The 20,377-nt window shown below is 67.4% G+C and carries 19 protein-coding genes; 11 read left to right on the forward strand and 8 right to left on the reverse strand.

The window, feature by feature from the left end:
* Positions 1-4: 4 nt before the first annotated feature.
* The 4 genes from ACSF9G_RS21900 to ACSF9G_RS21915 all read right to left on the reverse strand — a co-directional run bounded on the left by ACSF9G_RS21900 (position 5) and on the right by ACSF9G_RS21915 (position 6,217).
* Entirely contained in the window at positions 5-817 is an 813-nt protein-coding gene (locus ACSF9G_RS21900) for an alpha/beta hydrolase (protein WP_436644278.1), read from the reverse strand.
* Between the two features lie 241 nt (positions 818-1,058).
* Positions 1,059-3,104: a S8/S53 family peptidase gene (locus ACSF9G_RS21905; protein ID WP_436644279.1), complete on the reverse strand. Its 2,046-nt coding sequence runs from the start codon at positions 3,102-3,104 to the stop codon at positions 1,059-1,061.
* Between the two features lie 32 nt (positions 3,105-3,136).
* Positions 3,137-4,366 (reverse strand): phosphatase PAP2 family protein, encoded by a 1,230-nt coding sequence (locus ACSF9G_RS21910; protein ID WP_436644280.1) that lies wholly within the window; start codon positions 4,364-4,366, stop codon positions 3,137-3,139.
* Positions 4,367-4,417: 51 nt separating this feature from the next.
* Positions 4,418-6,217 (reverse strand): adenylate/guanylate cyclase domain-containing protein, encoded by a 1,800-nt coding sequence (locus tag ACSF9G_RS21915; RefSeq protein WP_436644281.1) that lies wholly within the window; start codon positions 6,215-6,217, stop codon positions 4,418-4,420.
* A gap of 416 nt (positions 6,218-6,633) precedes the next feature.
* On the opposite strand from ACSF9G_RS21915, the gene atpD reads away from it, so the two are divergent.
* From atpD to ACSF9G_RS21965, 10 genes are all read left to right on the forward strand, one after another.
* Entirely contained in the window at positions 6,634-8,088 is a 1,455-nt protein-coding gene (gene atpD / locus ACSF9G_RS21920) for a F0F1 ATP synthase subunit beta (protein ID WP_436644282.1), read from the forward strand.
* Entirely contained in the window at positions 8,085-8,552 is a 468-nt protein-coding gene (locus tag ACSF9G_RS21925; RefSeq protein WP_436644283.1) for a F0F1 ATP synthase subunit epsilon, read from the forward strand. Before atpD ends, ACSF9G_RS21925 begins: the two co-directional genes overlap by 4 nt.
* Positions 8,549-8,839 (forward strand): AtpZ/AtpI family protein, encoded by a 291-nt coding sequence (locus ACSF9G_RS21930; protein WP_436644284.1) that lies wholly within the window; start codon positions 8,549-8,551, stop codon positions 8,837-8,839. Before ACSF9G_RS21925 ends, ACSF9G_RS21930 begins: the two co-directional genes overlap by 4 nt.
* The gene (locus tag ACSF9G_RS21935; protein WP_436644285.1) at positions 8,836-9,120 is read left to right on the forward strand and encodes an ATP synthase subunit I; all 285 of its coding nucleotides are present in this window, start codon (positions 8,836-8,838) and stop codon (positions 9,118-9,120) included. Before ACSF9G_RS21930 ends, ACSF9G_RS21935 begins: the two co-directional genes overlap by 4 nt.
* Complete coding sequence (locus tag ACSF9G_RS21940) at positions 9,117-9,824, forward strand: F0F1 ATP synthase subunit A (protein WP_436644286.1); 708 nt, start codon at positions 9,117-9,119, stop codon at positions 9,822-9,824. Before ACSF9G_RS21935 ends, ACSF9G_RS21940 begins: the two co-directional genes overlap by 4 nt.
* Entirely contained in the window at positions 9,821-10,066 is a 246-nt protein-coding gene (locus tag ACSF9G_RS21945; protein WP_261617297.1) for a F0F1 ATP synthase subunit C, read from the forward strand. The genes ACSF9G_RS21940 and ACSF9G_RS21945 overlap by 4 nt, the downstream gene beginning before the upstream one ends.
* A gap of 13 nt (positions 10,067-10,079) precedes the next feature.
* The gene (locus ACSF9G_RS21950) at positions 10,080-10,829 is read left to right on the forward strand and encodes a F0F1 ATP synthase subunit delta (protein WP_436644287.1); all 750 of its coding nucleotides are present in this window, start codon (positions 10,080-10,082) and stop codon (positions 10,827-10,829) included.
* Positions 10,810-12,360 (forward strand): F0F1 ATP synthase subunit alpha, encoded by a 1,551-nt coding sequence (locus tag ACSF9G_RS21955; RefSeq protein ID WP_436644288.1) that lies wholly within the window; start codon positions 10,810-10,812, stop codon positions 12,358-12,360. Before ACSF9G_RS21950 ends, ACSF9G_RS21955 begins: the two co-directional genes overlap by 20 nt.
* Positions 12,357-13,232 (forward strand): F0F1 ATP synthase subunit gamma, encoded by an 876-nt coding sequence (locus ACSF9G_RS21960; protein WP_436644289.1) that lies wholly within the window; start codon positions 12,357-12,359, stop codon positions 13,230-13,232. The genes ACSF9G_RS21955 and ACSF9G_RS21960 overlap by 4 nt, the downstream gene beginning before the upstream one ends.
* A gap of 154 nt (positions 13,233-13,386) precedes the next feature.
* Positions 13,387-14,094, forward strand: a complete 708-nt coding sequence (locus tag ACSF9G_RS21965; protein WP_436644290.1) for a hypothetical protein — start codon at positions 13,387-13,389, stop codon at positions 14,092-14,094.
* Positions 14,095-14,387: 293 nt separating this feature from the next.
* Here the strand turns inward: ACSF9G_RS21965 and ACSF9G_RS21970 are convergent, their stop codons facing one another.
* The gene (locus ACSF9G_RS21970) at positions 14,388-15,695 is read right to left on the reverse strand and encodes an LLM class flavin-dependent oxidoreductase (RefSeq protein ID WP_436644291.1); all 1,308 of its coding nucleotides are present in this window, start codon (positions 15,693-15,695) and stop codon (positions 14,388-14,390) included.
* Positions 15,696-15,795: 100 nt separating this feature from the next.
* A complete protein-coding gene (locus tag ACSF9G_RS21975) occupies positions 15,796-16,350 on the reverse strand; it encodes an NAD(P)H-dependent oxidoreductase (protein ID WP_436644292.1) in 555 nt (184 codons plus the stop codon).
* Positions 16,351-16,480: 130 nt separating this feature from the next.
* Between ACSF9G_RS21975 and ACSF9G_RS21980 the strand changes: the two genes are divergently transcribed.
* Positions 16,481-17,266, forward strand: a complete 786-nt coding sequence (locus ACSF9G_RS21980; RefSeq protein WP_436644293.1) for a GntR family transcriptional regulator — start codon at positions 16,481-16,483, stop codon at positions 17,264-17,266.
* Here the strand turns inward: ACSF9G_RS21980 and ACSF9G_RS21985 are convergent.
* The gene (locus tag ACSF9G_RS21985) at positions 17,260-18,474 is read right to left on the reverse strand and encodes an alpha-hydroxy acid oxidase (RefSeq protein WP_436644294.1); all 1,215 of its coding nucleotides are present in this window, start codon (positions 18,472-18,474) and stop codon (positions 17,260-17,262) included. The genes ACSF9G_RS21980 and ACSF9G_RS21985 overlap by 7 nt on opposite strands.
* A 58-nt stretch (positions 18,475-18,532) precedes the next feature.
* Positions 18,533-20,377: an ABC transporter ATP-binding protein gene (locus ACSF9G_RS21990; RefSeq protein WP_436644295.1), complete on the reverse strand. Its 1,845-nt coding sequence runs from the start codon at positions 20,375-20,377 to the stop codon at positions 18,533-18,535.

The following is a 20,377-nucleotide window of genomic DNA, read 5'->3' on the forward strand; positions in this document are numbered from 1 at the left end:
GTCTCTATCCGCACGCGCCGACGGACCTGCCGGGCCGACCGGCAAGATCCCGAAAGGCCCGGTACCAGTCGTCGTCGGGGCTGTTCAGCCGCAAGTGCGTGTCGAAGTGCCCCGCAGCTGGCTCGATGGTGCTGGTGACGGGCTGGCCGGCATCGCGCAGGGCTCCGCACATCCGCGCGTTCGAATCGCGGATATGGTCGAAATCATTCTCGCCCCACATGAGGTGAAACGGCGTCCGATTGCCGGAAAGCGCGCATATCGGGCTCGCGCCGGCGTCGTCTTGCGCCGCGCGAAACAGAAAGCGGTACACCCGCCCCTTGCCGGTGTCGGACGCGACCCCGCCGTAGCGCAGGTCCATCGGAGCGCTGACCGGCATGCACGCGTGGACCGGTGCTGCCTGCCGGGACAGAACGGTCATGGCAGCGATCTGGCCGCCCGCCGAATGCCCGCCCAGCACGATGCGATCAGGATCGCCGCCATAGTCGGAGATCCGCGCCTGGATCGACCGCAATGCGCCGATCCCGTCTTCCAACTGGCTGGGCCATTTGTGATCGGGGGCCAGACGATAGGTGACGGCGGCGAATATCGCGGGCTGCGCAACGACGGCCTCGGCCATGAACCGCAGCCAGTCGAACCCGCCGGCGATCCAGGCGCCGCCATGCAGGAACACGAGCACGGGCAGATCGTCGCCGCGGGCAGCACCGGTCGGCACATAGAGCTCGATCGCCTGTGCCGGGTCCTCGCCGTAGCGCAGCACCGCCTCGGGCGTCAGCGTCGACGCGTCGGACAGAGCACGCGCCCGACGATCGTAGGCCATCGCATCATCCGTCCCCGAATAGGCCGGCTCTGCGGCGCACGGCACGTCTGCACCCGACACGGGATCCTCCAGCGATCAACGATCTATGAACTTATGCGTGCCGGCCCTTCGGCCGTAAATCATCCCTGGGGATCATAGGCTGCGGTTATCACGACGAGGCGGGGAACGGGTCCGTCGCCGCGCGGCGGACCGAAGAGGCCGCGGCCGTCAGACAGGCGATCGCTACGACAATCAGATGCCGTCAGGCCTTGCGGTCCGGTCCGAAACGGACGGCGCGGAGCGTCCGCCCGCCACCGACGCGCGGAAGGGCCGGTTTTGGCGGAGGCACGAAGTTGCCGTCCTCGGCTGCGCCCCACGCGTTGACCGCCACCCGGTCGCCGCTCTGACCGGCGGCGAGCCTACCGGCGATCCATCGCGCCGCCTGCGGCGCGGCGACGCTCGTCCCGTTCAGCGCCACGAGGGAGCCGCTGCGCGATCCGGCGCTGAGCACGCCGCGCAACACCGGGGTATCGTCGCTCACCGCCGCGGCATCGGGTCCGGTCCGGTTCGGGTTCACTTCGTTGAACGCCGCCGTGATCGGGCCGGCGGCGGAATAGTCCGCCAGCTCGCCGGTCGCTTCGACAAATCCGGCGAGCACGGAAGGCCGTTCGCCGCAGGCGAAGCCGCTCAGCGTTCCGCTGCGCCTGACCACGCAGTCGGACCCCGGCGGGTCCGTCGGCAGCGGCGCGCCGATGGCGTCGAAGCGGACATAGCAATCGTTGTCGAAATACGACTGGCGACCGAAATGGGGGAAGCCGGGCAGCGTCTCGTCGCGGCGGATCCAGACCCGGACAGGCTCCGTCTCGGTCAGCGAGCGGTTCTTGATCTCGATCTTCCAGACACCCGCCGGCGCGACGGTCGCCGGATCATCGTGGCTATAGGTCGGAAGGGCGCTGATGGTCACCAGACCGCGTCGCGTCGGGTGCGGCTGAAAGGCGTACCAGAGCCGGCCGACGATGCTGTTCTGGCCGGACAGCAGATCATGGGCCGAGCCGGGAGAGGTGACGACGGGATCGCTTTGCGGCCCGCCGGCCGGCGTGACGCGCACCTCCACCATATCCGCCGGATTTTCCCGGTACGGCAGCCAGATCTCGACGTAGCTCGCCGACAGGTCGTCGGGCTGGATACGCCAGTCGAGCTCCGCCACGTCCCCTTCGTTCCGAAACCGGATCTCGGCGTGGGCCCGGGCCAGATTGCCGTTTCCCGCCGGCAGCGTCACCTGCCGCTCGTAGGGGGCGTTCGGCCGGAGCTTCCTGTCGATCATGCGCTCCACCACGCCGGTGCCGTCGTGGGGGCCCGCGAAATTGCCGTAGCTGAAATTGACGACGAGCGGGACCCGCCGGCCCGGATCGCCGGAAAATCGGAAGCGCCGGACCTGCTTCTTGATGAACTGGATCGCCAGCCCGAGGAGCGGCGACAGATCCGCGCCGGTGACGTCCATCGTCACCTCCGTGGGCAGCTGCACGCACACGATCGGCCGCGTCTCGTCTATCTGGCCGGGAACATATCCCGCGGCGATCCCCATGACATGGGTTCCGTGCGAGACGCGCAGGGCGGCGGGCTTGAAGCCCGGAACGGCATAGTCGATCAATCCGGCGTCCCGGTAGAACCGATCCTCGTCCAGCAGGCCGGCCATCATGTTGGTGGCCAGCATCCCGTCGATCTCCCCGCCGGTCAGCGCGCGGCCCTGCGGCACCGCGAGCGCCAGGGCGGGATCCGGCGGCGCGTCCATGATCCAGCACGCCGCAACACGCGACTTGTCGAGCTGCGCGGTGCGAAACAGCTCATGCGCGAAGGCGATACCGTTGTCGATGACGGCCGTGACAACGGTTCCGTCCGGCACCTCGATCTCGGGCAGGCCGGCGGCCAGGGTCTCGGCCCCGAAGTCGATCACGCCCGGCGGAGCGATCGTTCCCAGCACGATCCGGTTCACGCCGAGTTCGTTGTTGCGGTCGTTGGCCTCGCGGATCAGCACCTCCTTCGCATAGACGGTCGGATACTGGAGCCGGGGAGTCGCCTCCCGGTCTTCCTTTCCGTAGAGGCTGGGAACGAACAACGATCCCTTGAGGTCCTCCCTGGCATCGACCGCCCTGATCAGATCGTCCAGCGAGGTGTCCTCGAGTTCGAAGAGGACGCTCCACCAGGGGTCCTTGAGGCCCGGCTTGAGCTGGGTCGCCAATGTCAGGCGGAAATCCGCGATCGGATTGACGACGTCCTCGGGCTTCTTCTCTTCGTGCCAGCGCAACATGGCAACGCCCTCCGTTCAGCGATCCGCCCGCCTCAGGCCCCCTCGTCCACGAGATCGAGCCACTCCTGCTTCGCGTGGTGCCAAAGCCACGCGAGCGGCGCGGAGCGAAGATCGTTGGCATCCAGTGCCGAGGTCGTTTCGGTGGCCCAGTCGTCCTGGCCGGTCTGGGTCTCGGTGGCCGTGTTGTAGAGCAGCGTCCAATCGAAATCGGCGGTGGCGGGATACTCGGTCCCGTTGAAGCTCCATGCCTTCAGCGCATTGCCGAGACCGGTGCACCGGCCGGCGAAATAGACACCGAGCGTGAGCCCCAGGATCGCGCCGGCAACGCTGTCGACGGGAAAGTGCACGCCGGCGACGGTACGGTTGATTGCTATTCGCGCGGCCTGCCGCATCAGCATGACGGACCAGATCGTGTCGTCGTAGGGCACGACGCCCGCGTCCCGGAGCAGCAGCAGGAGAGTGCGGGCAAGCGTGAACGACTCCGTGGCGTGGCCGCTCGGCAGCGACCCGTGGGTCGGCGTCAGGATCATCGGCTGGATCTGCGGCGAGAACTCGATCGGCCGCTTGCAGGCAAGCGCGTACTTGAACCGCATCTCGACCAGATTGGCGAGCCCCTGCGCCACCGACAGGAGCTCTATCGTGTAGGGGGTTCGGGATGGATTTATGTATGCGATCGACCGCAGGAACTCGGTCGGCGTAGCAAGCTGCGCGATGACTTCCGAGGCACGATCCGGCCGCAGGTCGGCGTAGTTGGCGACGAGGTTCAACTGCGCCTTGAAGATCGCCATCGTTGGACGGATCAGCGTCGCGAGTGGTTTGTATGCCGCGTCGGGCGGCACCAGCCCGGTTCCGCCCTGCGTCAACTCCAGATGCCAGACATGGGCCGCGCCGGTGTCGTCGCCCGTCGACTCGAATGTGTAGCCGAGCCGCGAGGCCAGTTCGAATATGAACAGACTGCCGCGTACGGCCGGCGAGAGCCGACCGAGATAGGCGTCGTACTCCTGTTTGTTTTCCTGGATGGCGGCTGTGACCGGTATCCAGTTTCCCGCGATGCCATCGCGATTGGTGATCAGGGCATTGACGACGAGCGGCGAGTCGAAGGCCGGCGCTCCGCCGAAACCACCAAAGCCGCCAAAGCCGCCAAAACCTCCGAATCCGCCGAATCCACCAAAGCCTCCGAAACCACCAAATCCCCCGAAGCCTCCGAAGCCTCCGAAGCCTCCAAATCCGCCTTCCGGCGATGCAGATTCCGGACCAGTCATGGCGTCCTCCCCTTGGCTCTACCCTCGGCCTGTCGATGCTGCCGCGTCTGCCTACGGCGGCAGTCCGGCCTGCTTAAGCGTTTCGGCGAACTCGCGCCCGATCTTGAATGACGCACTGGGTGAAGTCTCCAGCCACCGATGGACGGTCAGATCGGGTTGTCGACTGAGAAGCTCCGCAACCGTCTGCTTCGCTTCGCGGACCTGGCCGAGCCGCATCTCGGCGACCGCCTTGACGCGCAGCGTCGACGTATGGGCCCGGTTCGAGCGCAGCGACAGTTTCGAAAGTTCGAGCGCGCGCTCGTAGTTCTCCGCGGCGACGGCGGCCGACGCGGCAAGCGACAGGTAGAAATACCTGTGCGGGTCGATCGGCGACAGGTGCAAGGCCAGTTCGGTGTCGGTCATCGCCGCCTCACCCTGCCCCTTGAACGCATAGAGCGTGCCCCGCAGCAACCGTCCCATCGCGTCGTTCGGATTGTAGTCGAGCGCCATGTCGTAGCGGTGCTCGGCCTCGTCGAGCCGGTGCGCCAGATTGGTCAGGGCGAAGCCCTCGGCGACCAGCGCGGGAACGTTCGTGGGATCGTAGTCCAGGGCGTTCTGCGTACACTGAAGGGCCAGGGCCGTCTCGCGGGCGGGCGAGTCCGTCCAGCCCTGCTGCACGGAAAGAACATGCCACTTGGCCTTCCAGGCCAGGGCGGTCGCCGGCTGGCTGGACGACCGCTGTATCAGTTCCTCCAGGAGCTCGCCGGCATAGCCGAAATGGCGTCGCGACAGCCTGTGGATCAGGCCGACGGCGCTCATCAGCAGCGAATAGGCTTCCAGCGTCTGCATCGGGCTGGACAGGGCAAGCTGCATCTCGGTGCGAAGGATCGCGTTCTGGCAATCCTTGGCAATCTGATAGATGGCCGCCGCGTCCTTCAGCAGGTCCGGCACGTTCTCGCTGATCCGGCTCGACCAGATCACCCGGCCGCTCTTCACTTCGGCAAGCTCGATATCGAGAACGACGTGATCGCGGTCGCCGCTATAGGTGCCGGACATGACGAAGTCGGCCTTCAGCGTCTGGCCAATCTGCGCAAGCGGACTTTCGCGCATGCGGAAACCTGTCGTCGACAGGCGGGAAATGACGTTCAGTTCGGACGAGCGCGACAGTGCGACGATCAGTTCCTCGGCGAGCACCTCGCCGAGCGCATAGTGGTCTCGCGACCGGCTGCGCGGCGCGAACGGAATGACGGCGACCGTCGGAAGCAGGTCCTCGTACCGGAGCAGGGGCACAACGCTGGGGTGTGTTCCGATCGGATGGACCCGGAATGCGCGCACGGGATGGGCGACGTTCTTGAGATGGCACTCGCCGATATCCTCGAATTCGGCGTCGAGTTCGTTCGACAGCGCATCGCGCACCTCGGCGGTCGCGACGATCTCGCCCGGGCGGGCGACGGACATCAGGCGCGCGGCGATGTTGACGTGCTGACCGTAGAGGTCGTTGTCGTGGGTAGTGAGCACGTCACCGACATCGATGCCGACGCGCAGATGCATCTTGCGGCCGGAGGGAAGCGAAGCGTTCACATGGTCGAGTTCGACGGTGATCGCGAACGCGAAGCGAACCGCGTCGGCAACCTCTTGGAACTCCGTGAATATTCCGTCTCCCAGGTTCTTGACAAGCCGGCCGCGATGCTCGGGCAGCAGTTCGGCCTGCACGTGCCCGACGAGAGACAGCCATGAGCGAATGGCGTCATCATCGTCTGTCTTGAACAGGCGTGCAGACCCGACGACATCGGCGAAGAGCACGGCCTTCGCCCGGCTCTCCATCTTGTCGAAGAGACCGTCGATTTTCGCACTTTCAGGGGCTGCTCGCATCGCACACTCGCTACGGGCATGCCCAGCCCGCCATGGCCGCAAACCCTAAGTATAGCCGTCTTTCCAAGCGCCCGCGAGTCGAAGGGTTACCGTGTTCCAGGGTCCGGGCGGTCCTCGTGCGCTGCCCGGCAGCACCGGATGGTTCGCCCCCGGATCGAGATCATCATGTCGCCGGGACGCCCGTGATCGCTGGGCCCGGCGGAGGCAACGCCGTACTTTTATCGGCGTCGGCGTGGTCCCGGCGGACCGTGACCGATCCCGGCGGCGGGCTTCCGGGATCTGCGCATTTCGCCCCCTGACCGTCGAGCCGGTAACAACGATTTGACCTGCTTCGCGCGGCTCGGCACCATGTCGCCGGATGGCGGTCCGTGTGATACCGTCCGAATGCCAACCGACTGGCAAAGAGCGGCACTTCGATGGGAAGTGAGGAACAGGTCTCGGGGCGCGTGGTTGCGGTTCGCGGCGCTGTCGTCGATGTATCCTTCGCCGCGCCACCACTCCCGCCGATCGACCATGCCCTCGTCATAGAGGCGCCGGAAGCGGAACCGATCATCGTCGAAGTACAGGCCCATCGCGATAGGCACGTCGTGCGCGCCGTCGCATTGCAGGCAACCGCCGGGCTCAAGCGCGGCGCCCGGGTTCGTCTCTCCGGCGGTCCGCTGGAGATGCCGGTCGGGGATGCCGTTCTCGGACGCCTGCTCGATGTCACCGGCCGCATCGGCGACAGCGGGGCGCCGCTGCCCGATGACGTGCCGAAACGCCCGATCCATCGCCGCCCGCCACCGCTCGCCCGGCAGACCGGAGCGACCGACCTGTTCGCCACCGGCATCAAGGTGATCGACCTGCTCGCACCGATCGCGCAGGGCGGCAAGGCCGCCATGTTCGGCGGCGCGGGCGTCGGCAAGACGGTGCTCGTGATGGAGCTGATCCACGCCATGGTCTCCGGCTACCAGGGGATATCCGTCTTCGCCGGCGTCGGCGAACGCTCGCGCGAAGGCCACGAGATGCTGTTGGATATGCGCGAGTCGGGCGTGCTCGACCGGACTGTTCTCGTCTACGGCCAGATGAACGAGCCGCCCGGCGCGCGGTGGCGGGTGCCGCTGTCGGCCCTGACGATCGCCGAGTATTTCCGCGACGAAGGCCATCGCAACGTGCTGTTGCTGATGGACAACATTTTCCGTTTCGTTCAGGCCGGCGCGGAAATTTCCGGGCTGCTCGGACGCCTTCCCTCGCGGGTCGGATACCAGCCGACGCTGGCCAGCGAGGTCGGCGCGCTGCAGGAGCGCATCGCCTCGGTCGGCGGTTCGTCCGTCACCGCCATCGAGGCGGTCTACGTGCCCGCCGACGACTTCACCGATCCCGCGGTGACGACGATCGCAGCCCACGTCGACAGCATGGTCGTGCTGTCACGGGCCATGGCGGCCGAGGGCATGTACCCGGCCATCGACCCGATCGGCTCGTCCTCGATCCTGCTCGATCCGCTCGTCGTCGGCGACGAGCATGCGAACGTCGCCGTCCAGGTGCGCCAGACGCTCGAGCACTACCGCGAGCTACAGGACGTGATCTCGCTGCTCGGCATGGAGGAACTGGGCGCCGAGGACCGCCGCATCGCCGAACGCGCGCGGCGGCTTCAGCGCTTCTTCACCCAGCCCTTCGGTGTCACGGAAGCCTTCACCGGCGTTCCGGGCCGGTCGGTCAACGTCGCCGACACGATCGCCGGGTGCAAGGCGATCCTGGCGGGCGAGTGCGACGACTGGCAGGAAAGCTCGTTCTACATGATCGGCACGCTCGAGGAGGGCCGCGAGAAGGAGAAGGCGGCCAGGGCCGCGGCCGAGCCGGCGCGAACCGGAACCGGGGGAGCGGGGACGTGAGCGCGGCGCTGCATCTCGTCATCACCACGCCGGCCGCCGTGCTCGTCGACAACGGCGACATCCGGTCCGTGCGCGCCGAGGATCTGAGCGGCGGTTTCGGGATACTCCCCAACCATACCGACATGCTGACGGTACTGCCGGCCTCGGTCGTGCGCTGGCGCACGGCCGACGATGCCGAGCATTACTGCGCGGTCCGCGGCGGCGTCCTGTCGGTCAGCGACGGCCAGAACGTGGCGATTGCCTGCCGGCAGGGCGTCCTTGGCGAAGACCTCGGCAAGCTGGCGGCAATGGTCCGCGCCCGGCGCGCGGAGGAGTCCGACGCCGACCGCCGCGCGCGCGTCGAACAGACGCGTCTCCACGCCCGTGCCGTACGCCAGCTCATGCGGTATCTTCAACCGGAGCGACAGCAGGACTGGCCACAGCCCGACCGGATGTCGCCGGACCGGGGGAAAGGAACGCCGTGAGCGCGGCCAAGCACCCGAATGGATCCGGGAAGCTGGCGGACGCCGCCAGGCGGGCGGCCGCGCGCACGGAAGAGGGCCGCGAGACTCCCGAACCGTCGCTCGGAATGCGGTTCGGACAGATCGGTATCCTCGGCTGGACGATCGTCGTTCCCACGCTCGTCGGCCTCTTCGCCGGGCGATGGCTTGACCGGGTGTTCGAGACCGGCGTGTTCTTCTCCGCGCCCCTGCTCATGCTGGGCGCGGCTTTCGGCTTCTGGTCCGCCTGGAGATGGATGCACAGGCAATGAGCGCATCGACCGTTTCCCTGATCTCCCAGCTCGGCCTTGGGCTGCTCGTCGGTCTCGTCGTCGGCGCCGTGCACTTCGGCTCGCTGTGGTGGAACACTCAGATATTCGCGCGATCCGGATCCATGGTCATGGCGCTCGCCATCCAGTTCGGCCGGTTTGGCCTGCTGGCAGCGGTCTTCATCTTCCTGTCGCGGTTCGGAGCGCTGCCGCTGCTGGCCGGCGCACTGGGGCTGCTCGTCGCCCGTCAGGTCGTCATTAGGCGCCTGGGACCTGTCGGATGAACGCATCTCCCTTCGTCCTCGAACCGGTTTTCCACATCGGCCCAATGCCGATCACCGAACCGGTGCTCGTGACCTGGGCGATCATGGCGCTGCTGGTCGTCTTGTCGCTCATCGCCACACGCCGCCTGTCGCTTCGCCCCTCCAAGACCCAGGCGGCGCTGGAACTTCTCGTCGACGCGGTAAACGGCCAGATCCGCGACACGATGCAGGTCGATCCCGCACCCTATCGCCCACTCATCGGCACCATCTTCATTTACGTGCTCATCGCCAACTGGTCCTCACTGGTGCCGGGCGTGGAACCGCCGACGGCACGTCTGGAGACGGACGCGGCCCTCGCCTTGGTCGTGCTGGGCGCGACCGTCTATTTCGGCGTCCGCACGCGCGGTCCCGCCGGCTATTTCAAGACGTTCGCCGAACCGACATGGGTGATGATCCCGCTCAACGTTGTCGAGCAGTTCACCCGGACCTTCTCGCTCATCGTGCGTCTGTTCGGAAACATCATGAGCGGCGTATTCATCATCGGGATCATCCTGTCGCTCGCCGGCCTGCTCGTGCCCATTCCGCTCATGGCGCTCGATCTGCTGACCGGCACCGTGCAAGCCTATATTTTCGCGGTCCTGGCGACGGTTTTCATCGGCGCGGCCGTGAGCGAGACGCAGTCCGACCGATCCAAAGGCGACGACCAACCACGAGGCAAATCATGAACTGGATCGAGATTGTCAGCATCCTCGCGGCCGCGATCGCCGTGTCGTTCGGTGCGATCGGGCCGGCCCTGGCGGAAGGGCGCGCGGTGGCCGCGGCGATGGACGCGATCGCCCGCCAGCCCGAGGCCGCCGGAACGCTTTCGCGAACCCTGTTCGTCGGCCTCGCGATGATCGAGACGATGGCGATCTACTGCCTTGTCATCGCCTTGCTCGTGCTGTTCGCCAATCCGTTCGTCCAGTAGCGGCGGTCGGTACATGCGGATCGACTGGTGGACACTCGGGCTCCAGGCGATCAACGCGCTGGTCCTCGTCTGGTTGTTGAGCCGGTTCCTGTTCCGGCCTGTCGCCGACATCCTTGCCCGGCGCCAGGCCGCCGCGGAGCGGATCGTTGATCAGGCCGAGGCCGCGAAGGCGGCCGCGGAAGATGAAAAGGCCAAGGCCCAGGCCGAAACGGCGAGGCTCGCCGCAAGCCGCGGCGACGCGCTGAAGGAAGCGGACGAGGAAGCCGAGGAGCGGAAGGCGGCTGTGATCGCGACGGCGCGCGAGGAGGCCGACAAGATCCGCTCGGAAGCCGAAAAGGACATTGCCCGGGCGCGCGCCGCTGGCCAGCACGAGGTCGCCGAGAAAGCCGGCAACCTGGCCGTCGACATCGCCGCCAGGCTGCTCGACCGCCTTCCCGACCAGGCGCGCGTCGGCGGCTTCGTCGATGGCCTGGCGGACGGCGTCGCCGCTCTGCCGGATGACATCCGCGCCGATCTCGGCGCCGACGGGACGCCGTTGCGGATCGCCGCGGCGCGATCGATGACGGACCAGGAACAGTCGGACTGCCGCAAGGCGCTGGCAAAGGCCCTCGCCCGAGAAGTCGAGATCGAGGTGTCCGTCGATCCGAAGCTGATTGCCGGACTGGAGCTGCATGGACCGCACGCCGAGGTTCGCAACAGTTTCCGCGCGGACCTCGACCGTCTCCAAGCCGATCTGAACCACCATGACGAAAAGCACGTCTGAAGGTCTCGACAAGCTGTGGCTCAAGCGGAGCCGCGAGGCCGTCGCGAGCGCGCGGCTGGGGCCCCAGGCGGAAACCATCGGGCGAGTCGAGCGGGTGGGCGACGGCATCGCCTTCGTCTCCGGCCTGCCCGACGCCCGGCTGGACGAGTTGCTGCGGTTCGAGGGGGATCGCTACGGTTTTGCCATGACGCTGGATGCCGACCTGATCGGCGTCGTCGTTCTCGACGACGTGACGCAGATCGAGGCCGGCAGCCGGGTCACGGGCACGGGCGAAGTCGTGCGCGTTCCGGTCGGCCCGGGCCTGTTGGGCCGCGTCGTCGACCCTCTCGGCCGGCCGCTCGATCGCGACGAGCCGGTCGCGGCCGAAGAGCGCCACCCGATCGAGCGGCCCGCGCCGGCCATCATCGAGCGCGATCTCGTATCCGAACCGGTCGAGACCGGAATCCTCGCCGTCGACGCGCTTTTCGCCCTCGGGCGGGGCCAACGCGAGCTGATCATCGGCGACCGCGCGACGGGCAAGACGTCGCTGGCCGTCGACGCGATCATCAACCAGCGGGACTCCGATATCGTCTGCGTCTACGTCGCCATCGGGCAACGGGCCTCGGCGATCGAGCGGGTGATCGAGGCCGTCCGCGCACACGGCGCGCCCGAGCGCTGCGTCTTCGTCACGGCGCCCGCCGCGGTCGCCCCGGGCCTGCAATGGATCGCGCCCTTCGCCGGCTTCACGATCGCGGAGTATTTCCGAGATCGCGGCGGCGACGTGCTGATCGTCATCGACGACCTGACCAAGCATGCCGCGACGCACCGCGAACTGGCGCTGCTGACCCGCGAGCCTCCAGGCCGGGAGGCTTACCCCGGCGACGTTTTCTACGTGCACGCGCGCATGCTGGAGCGGTCGGCGAAGCTGTCCGAAGCTCTCGGCGGCGGATCGCTGACGGCGTTGCCGATCGCGGAGACCGATGCCGGCAACCTGTCGGCCTATATCCCGACGAACCTGATTTCGATCACGGACGGCCAGATCGTCCTCGATTCCCGCCTGTTCGCGGCCAACCAGCGGCCCGCGGTCGATGTCGGCCTGAGCGTCAGCCGGGTTGGCGGGAAGGCGCAGAAGCCCGCCCTGCGCGACGTCTCGGGGCGCGTGCGCCTCGACTACGCGCAGTTTCTCGAACTGGAGATGTTCACCCGTTTCGGCGGCATATCCGACACCCGCGTCAAGGCGCAGATCGCCCGCGGCGAGCGCATCCGCGCCCTGCTCACCCAGCCGCGCTTCTCGCCCCTGCGCCTGCCCGACCAGGTGGCCTTGCTTGCGGCGCTGGCCGACGGGATCTTCGATACCTGCCCGATTGACGCGATGAACGAAGTTCGGGCGCGGCTCGCCCGCCACCTCGACGCCAGCGCAGCGCAAGCCGTGAATTCCGTGACGAAAACGGGCACGCTGGAGGCCTCCGCACGCGAGGGTCTTGTCGCCGCGGTCCAGTCCCTGGTCGCTGAGGTGACTGCCGCATCGCAAGTCTCGACGGCAGCGCCATGACCGAACGGCTGAGCGACGTCGAACAACGCATCGGCAGCGTCCACCAGCTTGAGGCCGTCGTCACGGCCATGCGCGGCATCGCCGCCTCGCGGGCGCGCGAAGCCAAAAGCCGGCTCGCCGGCATTCGCGCCTATGCCGATACGGTCGGCAACGCGATCGGCGAAGCGCTCGCGCTGCTGCCGGCTTCAGAGGCTCCGGCCAATCCCCGACACGGTACCGAGCACCACATCGTGATCGCCCTCTGCTCCGAGCAGGGCTTTGCCGGGACCTTCAACGAGCGGGTGCTTGGCACGGTCGAGCGCCACATACAGGCCGCGGACGGCGCCCCGACCGACCTGCTCCTGGCCGGCGATCGCGGGCTCATGGTTGCCCAGGAACGTGGCCTGTCGGTCGACTGGTCGGCAGCCATGGCGGCCCACGCTGAAGAAGTTCCATCGCTCGCCAACCGATTGGCCGACGCCGTCTATGAAAGGCTGTCGGCGGGAGCGACCCAAGTCGCCATCGTTCACGCCGCCCCGGCGTCGGGTGGACCGGTCGAGATCGTGGACCGGGCTCTGGTCCCGCTCGATTTCACCCGTTTTCCGGTCTCGGGTCGGCTGGTCCCGCCACTGATCACGCAGGATCCCAGGTCGCTCCTCGCCCAGCTGGCCGAGGAGTACATGTTCGCCGAACTCTGCGAGGCGGTCATGGTGTCGTTCGCGGCCGAGAACGACGCGCGGATGCATGCCATGATTGCCGCCCGCGACAACGTCGGCGAGAAGCTGGACGAGCTGACCGCCGTCTACCGCCGCTTGCGCCAGGAAGAAATCACCAACGAGATCGTCGAACTGGCCGCCGGCGCCAACGCCGAGCAGGAGTCCGGTTTCGGTTGAGCCCGCCTAAGACCACGGAGTGCCCGGTTTTCCACAAGCATGGAATTCGTTTGCTGCACCGCATTCCAAATTTACGGCTCGTTATCCAAGCCCGACGCAGGATGCGGAATCGGATGGCTACCCGACGTTGTGCCACGGGCAGCCGGATCCGTGTGTGGCGCAGCAGACCGCTGTGGTGTCGCAGCCTCACCGATCACCGGAACAAGGCCAGAAGGCCAATTTGCGACTTGCAGGCGGCATTCGCCGCGTGGCTATCAAGGCTGGAGGCGGAGGCCAGTCGAGTATGATGAATCATCCCTACACGTGGGTGCAGACGGCACGCGGCTGCGCCTTCGACCTGCTCGAGCCGACCCCCGAGCAGGTTCATCCCGCGGATCTGGCCGAACACCTAGCCAAAATTCCCCGCTTCGCCGGCGCCACGCCGAATATCGTGATCTCCGTCGCCCAGCATTCGGTGTTCGTCGCCGAGGCGCTGCCGCTCGAACTGCGCGCCTACGGTCTCCTGAACGACGGACACGAAGCCTATCTCGGCGACGACCAGGGCCCAAAACTGAATGCGATGACCGTGCTCGCGCCGATGGCGCTGGCCGCTATCCGTCAGTTGCGACTACGCGCCGCCGCCGCGATACACGCCCGCTTCGGCCTCGACTGGCCTCCGCCGGTGGCCATCGCCGCCGCCGTCAATCAAATCGATGCCCGCGCGCTCGCCGCTCAGAAACGTGACTTCCTGGCGCCCGAACCGCGGCCATGGATATCCCTGCCCGAGCCGCTGCCGGATTTCGGCAATCCCTGGCCCTGGAGCGAGGCGGCCGATCGGTTCTACGAGACACTGAAGCGTTATGCCCCCGAATGGCCGTCGTGACGGTTGCCGCCGTTTCGACGGTTTTTCTCAACGACCGGCATGTCAGGGAATAGGGGAGTAGGCGGACAATCGGCGCGCGGCGGGGACAGAACCGCCGTCGTCGGACCATGGTTGGGCGCCCCGTGAGGTAGTCCGCCACGGTTGGGACCGCGGCTGTAATAGGCCGGGATCACCTTTTCGCGCTCGCTCCGGCGAGCCGCGTCGTCGACAAGGACGGCCGTTCGGCCGGCCGCGCCTCATCGACTATCGCGTCTGTCAGCGCCGGCGGCTGACGGCAACCGCCGGCAAGGCCATTACAGCCCCCGTTTCGGCAGGCCGAGATTGTCGCGCAGGCTGGTGCCGGCATATTCTGTTCGCACAAGCCCGCGCCGCTGCAACTCGGGAATGACGAGGGTGCCGAAATCGTCGAGCGCCTCGGGCAGATGGGTCGGAATGATGTTAAAGCCGTCGGCCGCGCGGCCTTCCTGCCATTCCTGCATGGCATCGGCGACGTCTTCGGCGGTGCCGATCACCACGCGGTGGCCCCGGCCGGACGCCAGCGCCATGTAGAGCTGGCGGATCGTATAGCCTTCCTTCTGCGCCAGCTTGTAGATCACCTCGGCGCGGCTGCGGAAGGCCGGATCCTTCGGCTCGGGCACCGGCCCATCGAGATCGTAGCCGGACAGATCGCCGAGCCGGTCGTAGAGCGAAGACAGACCGATCAGCGGATCAATGAGGTTCTGCAGCGCCTCGTACTTGGCCTCGGCTTCCGCGCGCGTGCGCCCGACGATCGGCATCAGCCCGGGCATGATCAGCAGCTCGTCCTCGGTGCGGCCGTTCGCGGCGAGGCGGCCCTTGACGGAGGCATAGAAGGCCTGCGCGTCCTCCAGGGTCTGCTTGGCCGTGAAGACCACGTCCGCTGCCCTAGCCGCCACATCGCGGCCGGCCTCCGAGTCACCGGCGAAGAAGATGACCGGCTCGCCCTGCGGCGAGCGCGCCATGTGCAGCGGGCCGCGAACGTTGAAATGGTCGCCCTTGTGATCGAGGACGTGCATTTTCTGAGGGTCGAAGAACAGGCCGGAGTCCTTGTCGCGCAGGAACGCGTCTGCGTCCCAGCTGTTCCACAGGCCGCGCACCACGTCGACGAACTCGGACGCACGCTCGTAGCGCGAGTTGTAGTCGGGCGTGGCCAGATGGCCGAAGTTCAGCGCGTCTTCCTTTCCCCACGACGTGACGACGTTCCAGCCGGCGCGGCCGTTGCTCAGATGATCGAGCGACAGGAACTGGCGGGCGATGTTGTAGGGTTCGGCGTAGGTGGTCGACCCGGTCGACACCAGGCCCACATGCTGCGTCAGCGCGGCGAGAGCCGACAGGAGAGTGATCGGCTCCAGCTCGGCGACATGACTGCCGCGGCTACGCGCGCCCTCGGGATTGTCCTCGCCGCGAATTGCCAGCTCGTCCGGCATGAAGATGAGGTCGAAGCGGTAACGCTCAGCGGCTTGCGCAACCGTCTTGAAATGGCTCAGATCCATGGAGCCGTCGGGTTGTACGCTGGGGTGCCGCCAGGCGGCGATGTGATAGCCCATGCGCCAGGCCGACAGTCCGAGTTTGATCTGTTTCATGACAATTCCTGTCTTCGAAAGTGATGCGCCGCAAGAGGCCGGGCCGGCCGGCGGGACCGGCTACGGCGGATTCAGGATGGAAAGAGAGGCTGGGTGCCGCTCAGCAGGCGACCTGCAGGACCGGTTGGCGCGCCATCATGGCGAAATCCTCGACCGCCTGGTCGATCCGGTCGTTGAGATCGGGGGCCGAGACCGACCCGTCGCGGAAATCGCTGTCGCCAGCATAGATGGCAACCGGTGCGGTGCGCGCGCAAAAGAAGGAAAAGAGCGGCCGAAGCTGGTGCTCGACGACGAGGGCGTGACGATGGCCGCCACCTGTCGCGCAGATCAGCACCGGCTTGTTGTGGAGCTTTATCGGATCGACGAGATCGAAGACGTGCTTGAAGATGCCGGAATAGGAACCCTTGTAGACCGGCGAGCCGACGACCAGCAGGTCGGACTGCTCGATCCCGTCCAGGATCGTTCGTCCCGCTTCGCAGAGGCGGCCACGGTCGTAGGTCAACGGCTCGCTCATGAAGCTGCCGCAATCCTCGACGCAGGCGTCGATGTCGGCATGGCGACCCAGGCGCTCGACCACGGTCTCCACCAGCGCGCGCGTCTTGGACGGCCGGCTGGCGCTGCCGCTGAAGGCGAATACACTCTGTCGAATCGGCATAATGGGTCTCTCCTCCTGCTGCCGGAGCCCCCTGACACACGTGGGATCTCAGGTGCACCCGAAACGCATGTCGGCTGGCTTTGTTTGTGGTATTACTATATAGTTTATATAAATAAGGGATGCAAGCCAAATGTCCGCCTCTGACGACGCCAAGCCCGCGACGGGTCGCGATGCGCCGTGGCCCACGCCCGCCGCGGCGCACAGCATGCCGCTGTACGAGGTCGTCAAGCGGCAGATCACCGAGGCCATTCTGTCCGGCCGCTGGCCGGCCGGCACGGTGCTGCCGAGCGAAATCGCGCTCGGCGAGCAATTCGGCGTGGCGACCGGCACGGTACGCCGGGCGCTCCTGGATCTCACCAATGACGGCCTGCTGAGCCGTCGCCGCAAGACCGGCACGGTCGTCACCGGCCGGACGCCGCAGCACAGCCTGGCGCTCTTGCTGAAGTACTTCAGGCTGCACCGCGCCGACGGCGCCCTCACCACCGCCGAGTCCCGTCCGCTTTCGGTGCAGGTGGGATCACCCACGCCCGCGGAGGCCGAGGCGCTGCATCTGGGCGAAGCCGACAACGTCCTGCGGATCGACCGGGTGCGCTGCGTCGACGGCAAGCCGGTGATGCACGACCGCTTCGTCATGGACGCGGCGCGCTTTCCCGGGCTATCGCGCCCGGCCGAGGACCTGCCGAACCTGCTCTACGCCCATATCGCGGAGACCTACGGCGTGCGGATTTCGGCGGTGCGCGAGCAACTCAGCGCGCAACTGGCCGATGAGACGATCGCCCGCGCGCTGGAGCTCCCGCCCAATGCGCCGGTGCTCGTCATCGAGGAGATGGCCTACGACCAGACCAACACGCCGACGATCTTCGCGATCCATCACGCCGACACGACGAGCCACCGCTACGTCAACGAGGTTCAGTAGGCGGGATCGACCCTGGCCGGCACAACCAATCGGTCGGCGACGATCTCGGAGCGTGTCCGGCAGCCCGACAGCGCCGCGGCCCGGCGCGTCTCCTCGAAGAGGATGTCGAACGCCCGCCCCGCGCCGGCCTCGCCGCCCGCGGCCAGGCCGTACAGCAACGTCCGCCCGAGAAGAACGCCGTCGGCGCCCAGGGCGAGCGCCTTCAGCACGTCCGTGCCCCGTCGAAACCCGCTGTCGACGAGGATCGTCAGCCGCCCCGCGAACGCCTCGGCGATCGCCGGCAGAACGGACATCGGCGAGACCGCGCCGTCGAGCTGCCTTCCGCCATGGTTGCTGAGGACGACACCGTCGGCGCCCTGCGCGTGCGCCATGGCGACATCGTCGACGCACAGCAATCCCTTGATCAACAAGGGCCTGGTCCAACGCTTGCGCAGCCAGCCGACCCTGTCCCAGTCGAGCCCGGTGTCCATCGCCTCGCGGGCCCAGTTCGCCGCATGCACCATCTTGCGCTGGTCTTCCGGCAGGAACTCCAGCAGATTGCCGAAGCTCGGCACGCCCTTGGCCGGAACGCTGGCGAGCCAGCGCGGGTGGCGCAGCGCCTCGATCTTGTTCGCGAGCGTCGGATCGGTGCCGGAGCGATAGTTGCGCTTGTCCCATTCCCGGTTGCCGAACACGTTGCTGTCGACGGTGAGGACCAGCGCTTCGCATCCCGCCGCCTCGGCGCGGGCGATAAGGCGCTCGAGGAAATCCTGCGACCGGAACACATAGAGCTGGAGCCAGTGCCGCAGGCCGGCGACGCCGGCGACGTCCTCGAGGCGCGCGTTCGACACCGTGCTCTGGATGAACGGAACGCCCATCCGCGCGCAGGCCCTGGCCAGCGCAAGATCGCCGTCACGCCAGAGTAGACCGTTGAAGCCGGTCGGCGCGGCGGCGACCGGCAACGGCACCGGGCTTCCGAGCAACGTCGTGGAGAGGTCGATACGGTCGAGGGGAACCAGCGTGCGCGGGATCAACTGAATGTCGTCGAAGACAGCGCGGTTGCGGCGCAACGTGACTTCCTGCTCGGCGCCGCCTTCGAGATATTCGAACACAAACCGGGGCAGACGCCGCTGCGCCATCTGGCGCAGGTCCGCAAACGAGACCGCCCGGGCCAGATTGCGACCACCATAGTAGCGGCGGCCGTTCAAGTGCTCGGCGTGCTGCGGCATTGTCCGTCCCCGTCGCAATCGGCCGGCCCGGCGACAGCCCGCCCGGGCGCCAGCGTCGTCATTGAGCCGCACTCTGACGCTCGGGCGCCGGCGTCTCGGCCGACGCGCCGCGCGGCACCGAGGCCACCAAGGTGCGGGTATAGTCGTGCTGCGGGTTCAGGAATACGTCGTCGGTCGGACCGCTCTCGACGATCTCGCCCTTGAACATCACCAGCACACGGTCGCACAGGTGGCGCACCACGGCCAGGTCGTGCGAAATGAACAGCATCGAAAACCCACGCTCCTCGCGCAGCCGCAGCAACAGCTTGATGAGCTGGGCCTGCACCGAGACGTCGAGACCGGAGGCGATCTCGTCGGCCACCAAGATGCGCGGAACGCCGCAGATGGCGCGCGCGATGTTGACCCGCTGCTTCTGTCCGCCTGACAGTTGCGAGGGGTAGCGCGACGCCGTTTCCGGCGCCAGCCCGATCTCGGCGAGTAGCCGCGCGACGATGTCGGCCCGCTCGGCCGCGCTGACCGGCTCGGCGGCCACCTCCAGGGCCTGGGTGATGATGCTGGCGACCCGCCGGCGCGGGTTCAGGGCCGACTGCGGGTCCTGAAAGACGATCTGCATATGTGACTGGCGGAAGGCGCGCGTGTCGCGGCCGTTTCCGGCGACCTCGCGGCCGAGCAGCGACATCCGCCCCGCCGTCGGCTGTTCGAGGCCGACCAGCATGCGCGCGATCGTCGACTTGCCACTGCCGCTCTCGCCGACGATGCCGACGAACTCGCGGTCACGCAGCTCGAAGCTCGCCGCCTTGACGGCCGGGAACACGATGGGGGCCCGGATCAGACGCCGCCGGGTCACGTAGTCCTTGCGCATATCAGCGACCTGCAGCACGCCGTCACCGACGGCCGGCGGCACGCTGTCGGCCTCCGGCGGCCGGATGGCGGAGACCTCGCCGGCGCGGAAACACGCCGCACGATGCCCGGGCGCAACCTCGGACAAGGCCGGTTCCTTGGCCCGGCAGTCATCCGCCGCCAGCGGGCAGCGCGCCGCGAAGCGGCAGCCGGTCAGGTCGGCGATCGCGCGCAGGCCGGGCATCCGCTCGGGCAACACATAGAGCCCCCGGGCCGGGCCATCGATGTCCGGCACCGCCAGTTCCAGGCAGCGCGTATAGGGATGCGCCGGTTCGGTGAAGAGCGTGGCGGCCGGTCCGTGCTCGGCCTGGCGGCCGGCGTAGAGCACCATGACCTCGTCGCAGATCTCGGCCGCCAGCCGCAGGTCGTGGGTGATGAACAGGACCGCGCTCTGGTCGCGGCGCTGCATCTCGCCGATCAGCGCCACGATCCGCGCCTGGATGGTGACGTCCAGTGCCGTCGTCGGTTCGTCCGCGATCAGCAGCTTGGGACGGCTGGCGAAGGCCATCGCGATCAGGACGCGCTGGCACATGCCGCCGGAAAGCTGGTGCGGGTACTTCGCCAGGAGCCCGGCCGGATCGGGAAGATGCACGTCATCGAGCGCCGCGATCGCCCGATCGCGCCAGCGTCGGCCGTCCTCACCGCCGATATGATGCAGGTGCTCGCGCATCTGCTGGCCGATGGTCAGCACGGGGTTGAGCGCCGACAACGGCTCCTGCGGGATGAAGGCGATGTCGCGGCCGAGCAGCGCCCGTCGGCGGGCGGGCGGCATCGCCACCAGGTCCTCGCCGTCGAACGACAGCCTTCCCTTGGTCACGGCGAAGCCATTGGGCAGGAGCTGCGCGATCGTCCGCCCGATCATCGACTTTCCGGCGCCCGATTCACCGACCAGCCCCAGCGTCTTGCCACGCTCCAGGCGGAACGAGAGTTCGGTGATCGCGTCCAGCACGCCGTCCTTGGTGTGCAGGCCGACCGACAGGCTGTCCGCTTCCAATAGGGCCAT

Origin of the sequence: Microbaculum mangrovi, from assembly GCF_051390635.1 — a bacterium.
Classification (GTDB): Bacteria; Pseudomonadota; Alphaproteobacteria; order Rhizobiales; family Tepidamorphaceae; genus Microbaculum.

Coding starts and splice junctions, on each gene's coding strand:
- ACSF9G_RS21950 (WP_436644287.1), top strand. CDS start 10,080: ATGCGGATCGACTGGTGGACACTCGGGCTCCAGGCGATCAACGCGCTG.
- ACSF9G_RS21955 (WP_436644288.1), top strand. CDS start 10,810: ATGACGAAAAGCACGTCTGAAGGTCTCGACAAGCTGTGGCTCAAGCGG.
- ACSF9G_RS21945 (WP_261617297.1), top strand. CDS start 9,821: ATGAACTGGATCGAGATTGTCAGCATCCTCGCGGCCGCGATCGCCGTG.
- ACSF9G_RS21910 (WP_436644280.1), bottom strand. CDS start 4,366: ATGACTGGTCCGGAATCTGCATCGCCGGAAGGCGGATTTGGAGGCTTC.
- ACSF9G_RS21990 (WP_436644295.1), bottom strand. CDS start 20,377: ATGGCCCTATTGGAAGCGGACAGCCTGTCGGTCGGCCTGCACACCAAG.
- ACSF9G_RS21900 (WP_436644278.1), bottom strand. CDS start 817: ATGGCCTACGATCGTCGGGCGCGTGCTCTGTCCGACGCGTCGACGCTG.
- ACSF9G_RS21980 (WP_436644293.1), top strand. CDS start 16,481: ATGTCCGCCTCTGACGACGCCAAGCCCGCGACGGGTCGCGATGCGCCG.
- ACSF9G_RS21935 (WP_436644285.1), top strand. CDS start 8,836: ATGAGCGCATCGACCGTTTCCCTGATCTCCCAGCTCGGCCTTGGGCTG.
- ACSF9G_RS21940 (WP_436644286.1), top strand. CDS start 9,117: ATGAACGCATCTCCCTTCGTCCTCGAACCGGTTTTCCACATCGGCCCA.
- ACSF9G_RS21970 (WP_436644291.1), bottom strand. CDS start 15,695: ATGAAACAGATCAAACTCGGACTGTCGGCCTGGCGCATGGGCTATCAC.
- ACSF9G_RS21915 (WP_436644281.1), bottom strand. CDS start 6,217: ATGCGAGCAGCCCCTGAAAGTGCGAAAATCGACGGTCTCTTCGACAAG.
- ACSF9G_RS21975 (WP_436644292.1), bottom strand. CDS start 16,350: ATGCCGATTCGACAGAGTGTATTCGCCTTCAGCGGCAGCGCCAGCCGG.
- ACSF9G_RS21985 (WP_436644294.1), bottom strand. CDS start 18,474: ATGCCGCAGCACGCCGAGCACTTGAACGGCCGCCGCTACTATGGTGGT.
- ACSF9G_RS21960 (WP_436644289.1), top strand. CDS start 12,357: ATGACCGAACGGCTGAGCGACGTCGAACAACGCATCGGCAGCGTCCAC.
- ACSF9G_RS21905 (WP_436644279.1), bottom strand. CDS start 3,104: ATGTTGCGCTGGCACGAAGAGAAGAAGCCCGAGGACGTCGTCAATCCG.
- atpD (WP_436644282.1), top strand. CDS start 6,634: ATGGGAAGTGAGGAACAGGTCTCGGGGCGCGTGGTTGCGGTTCGCGGC.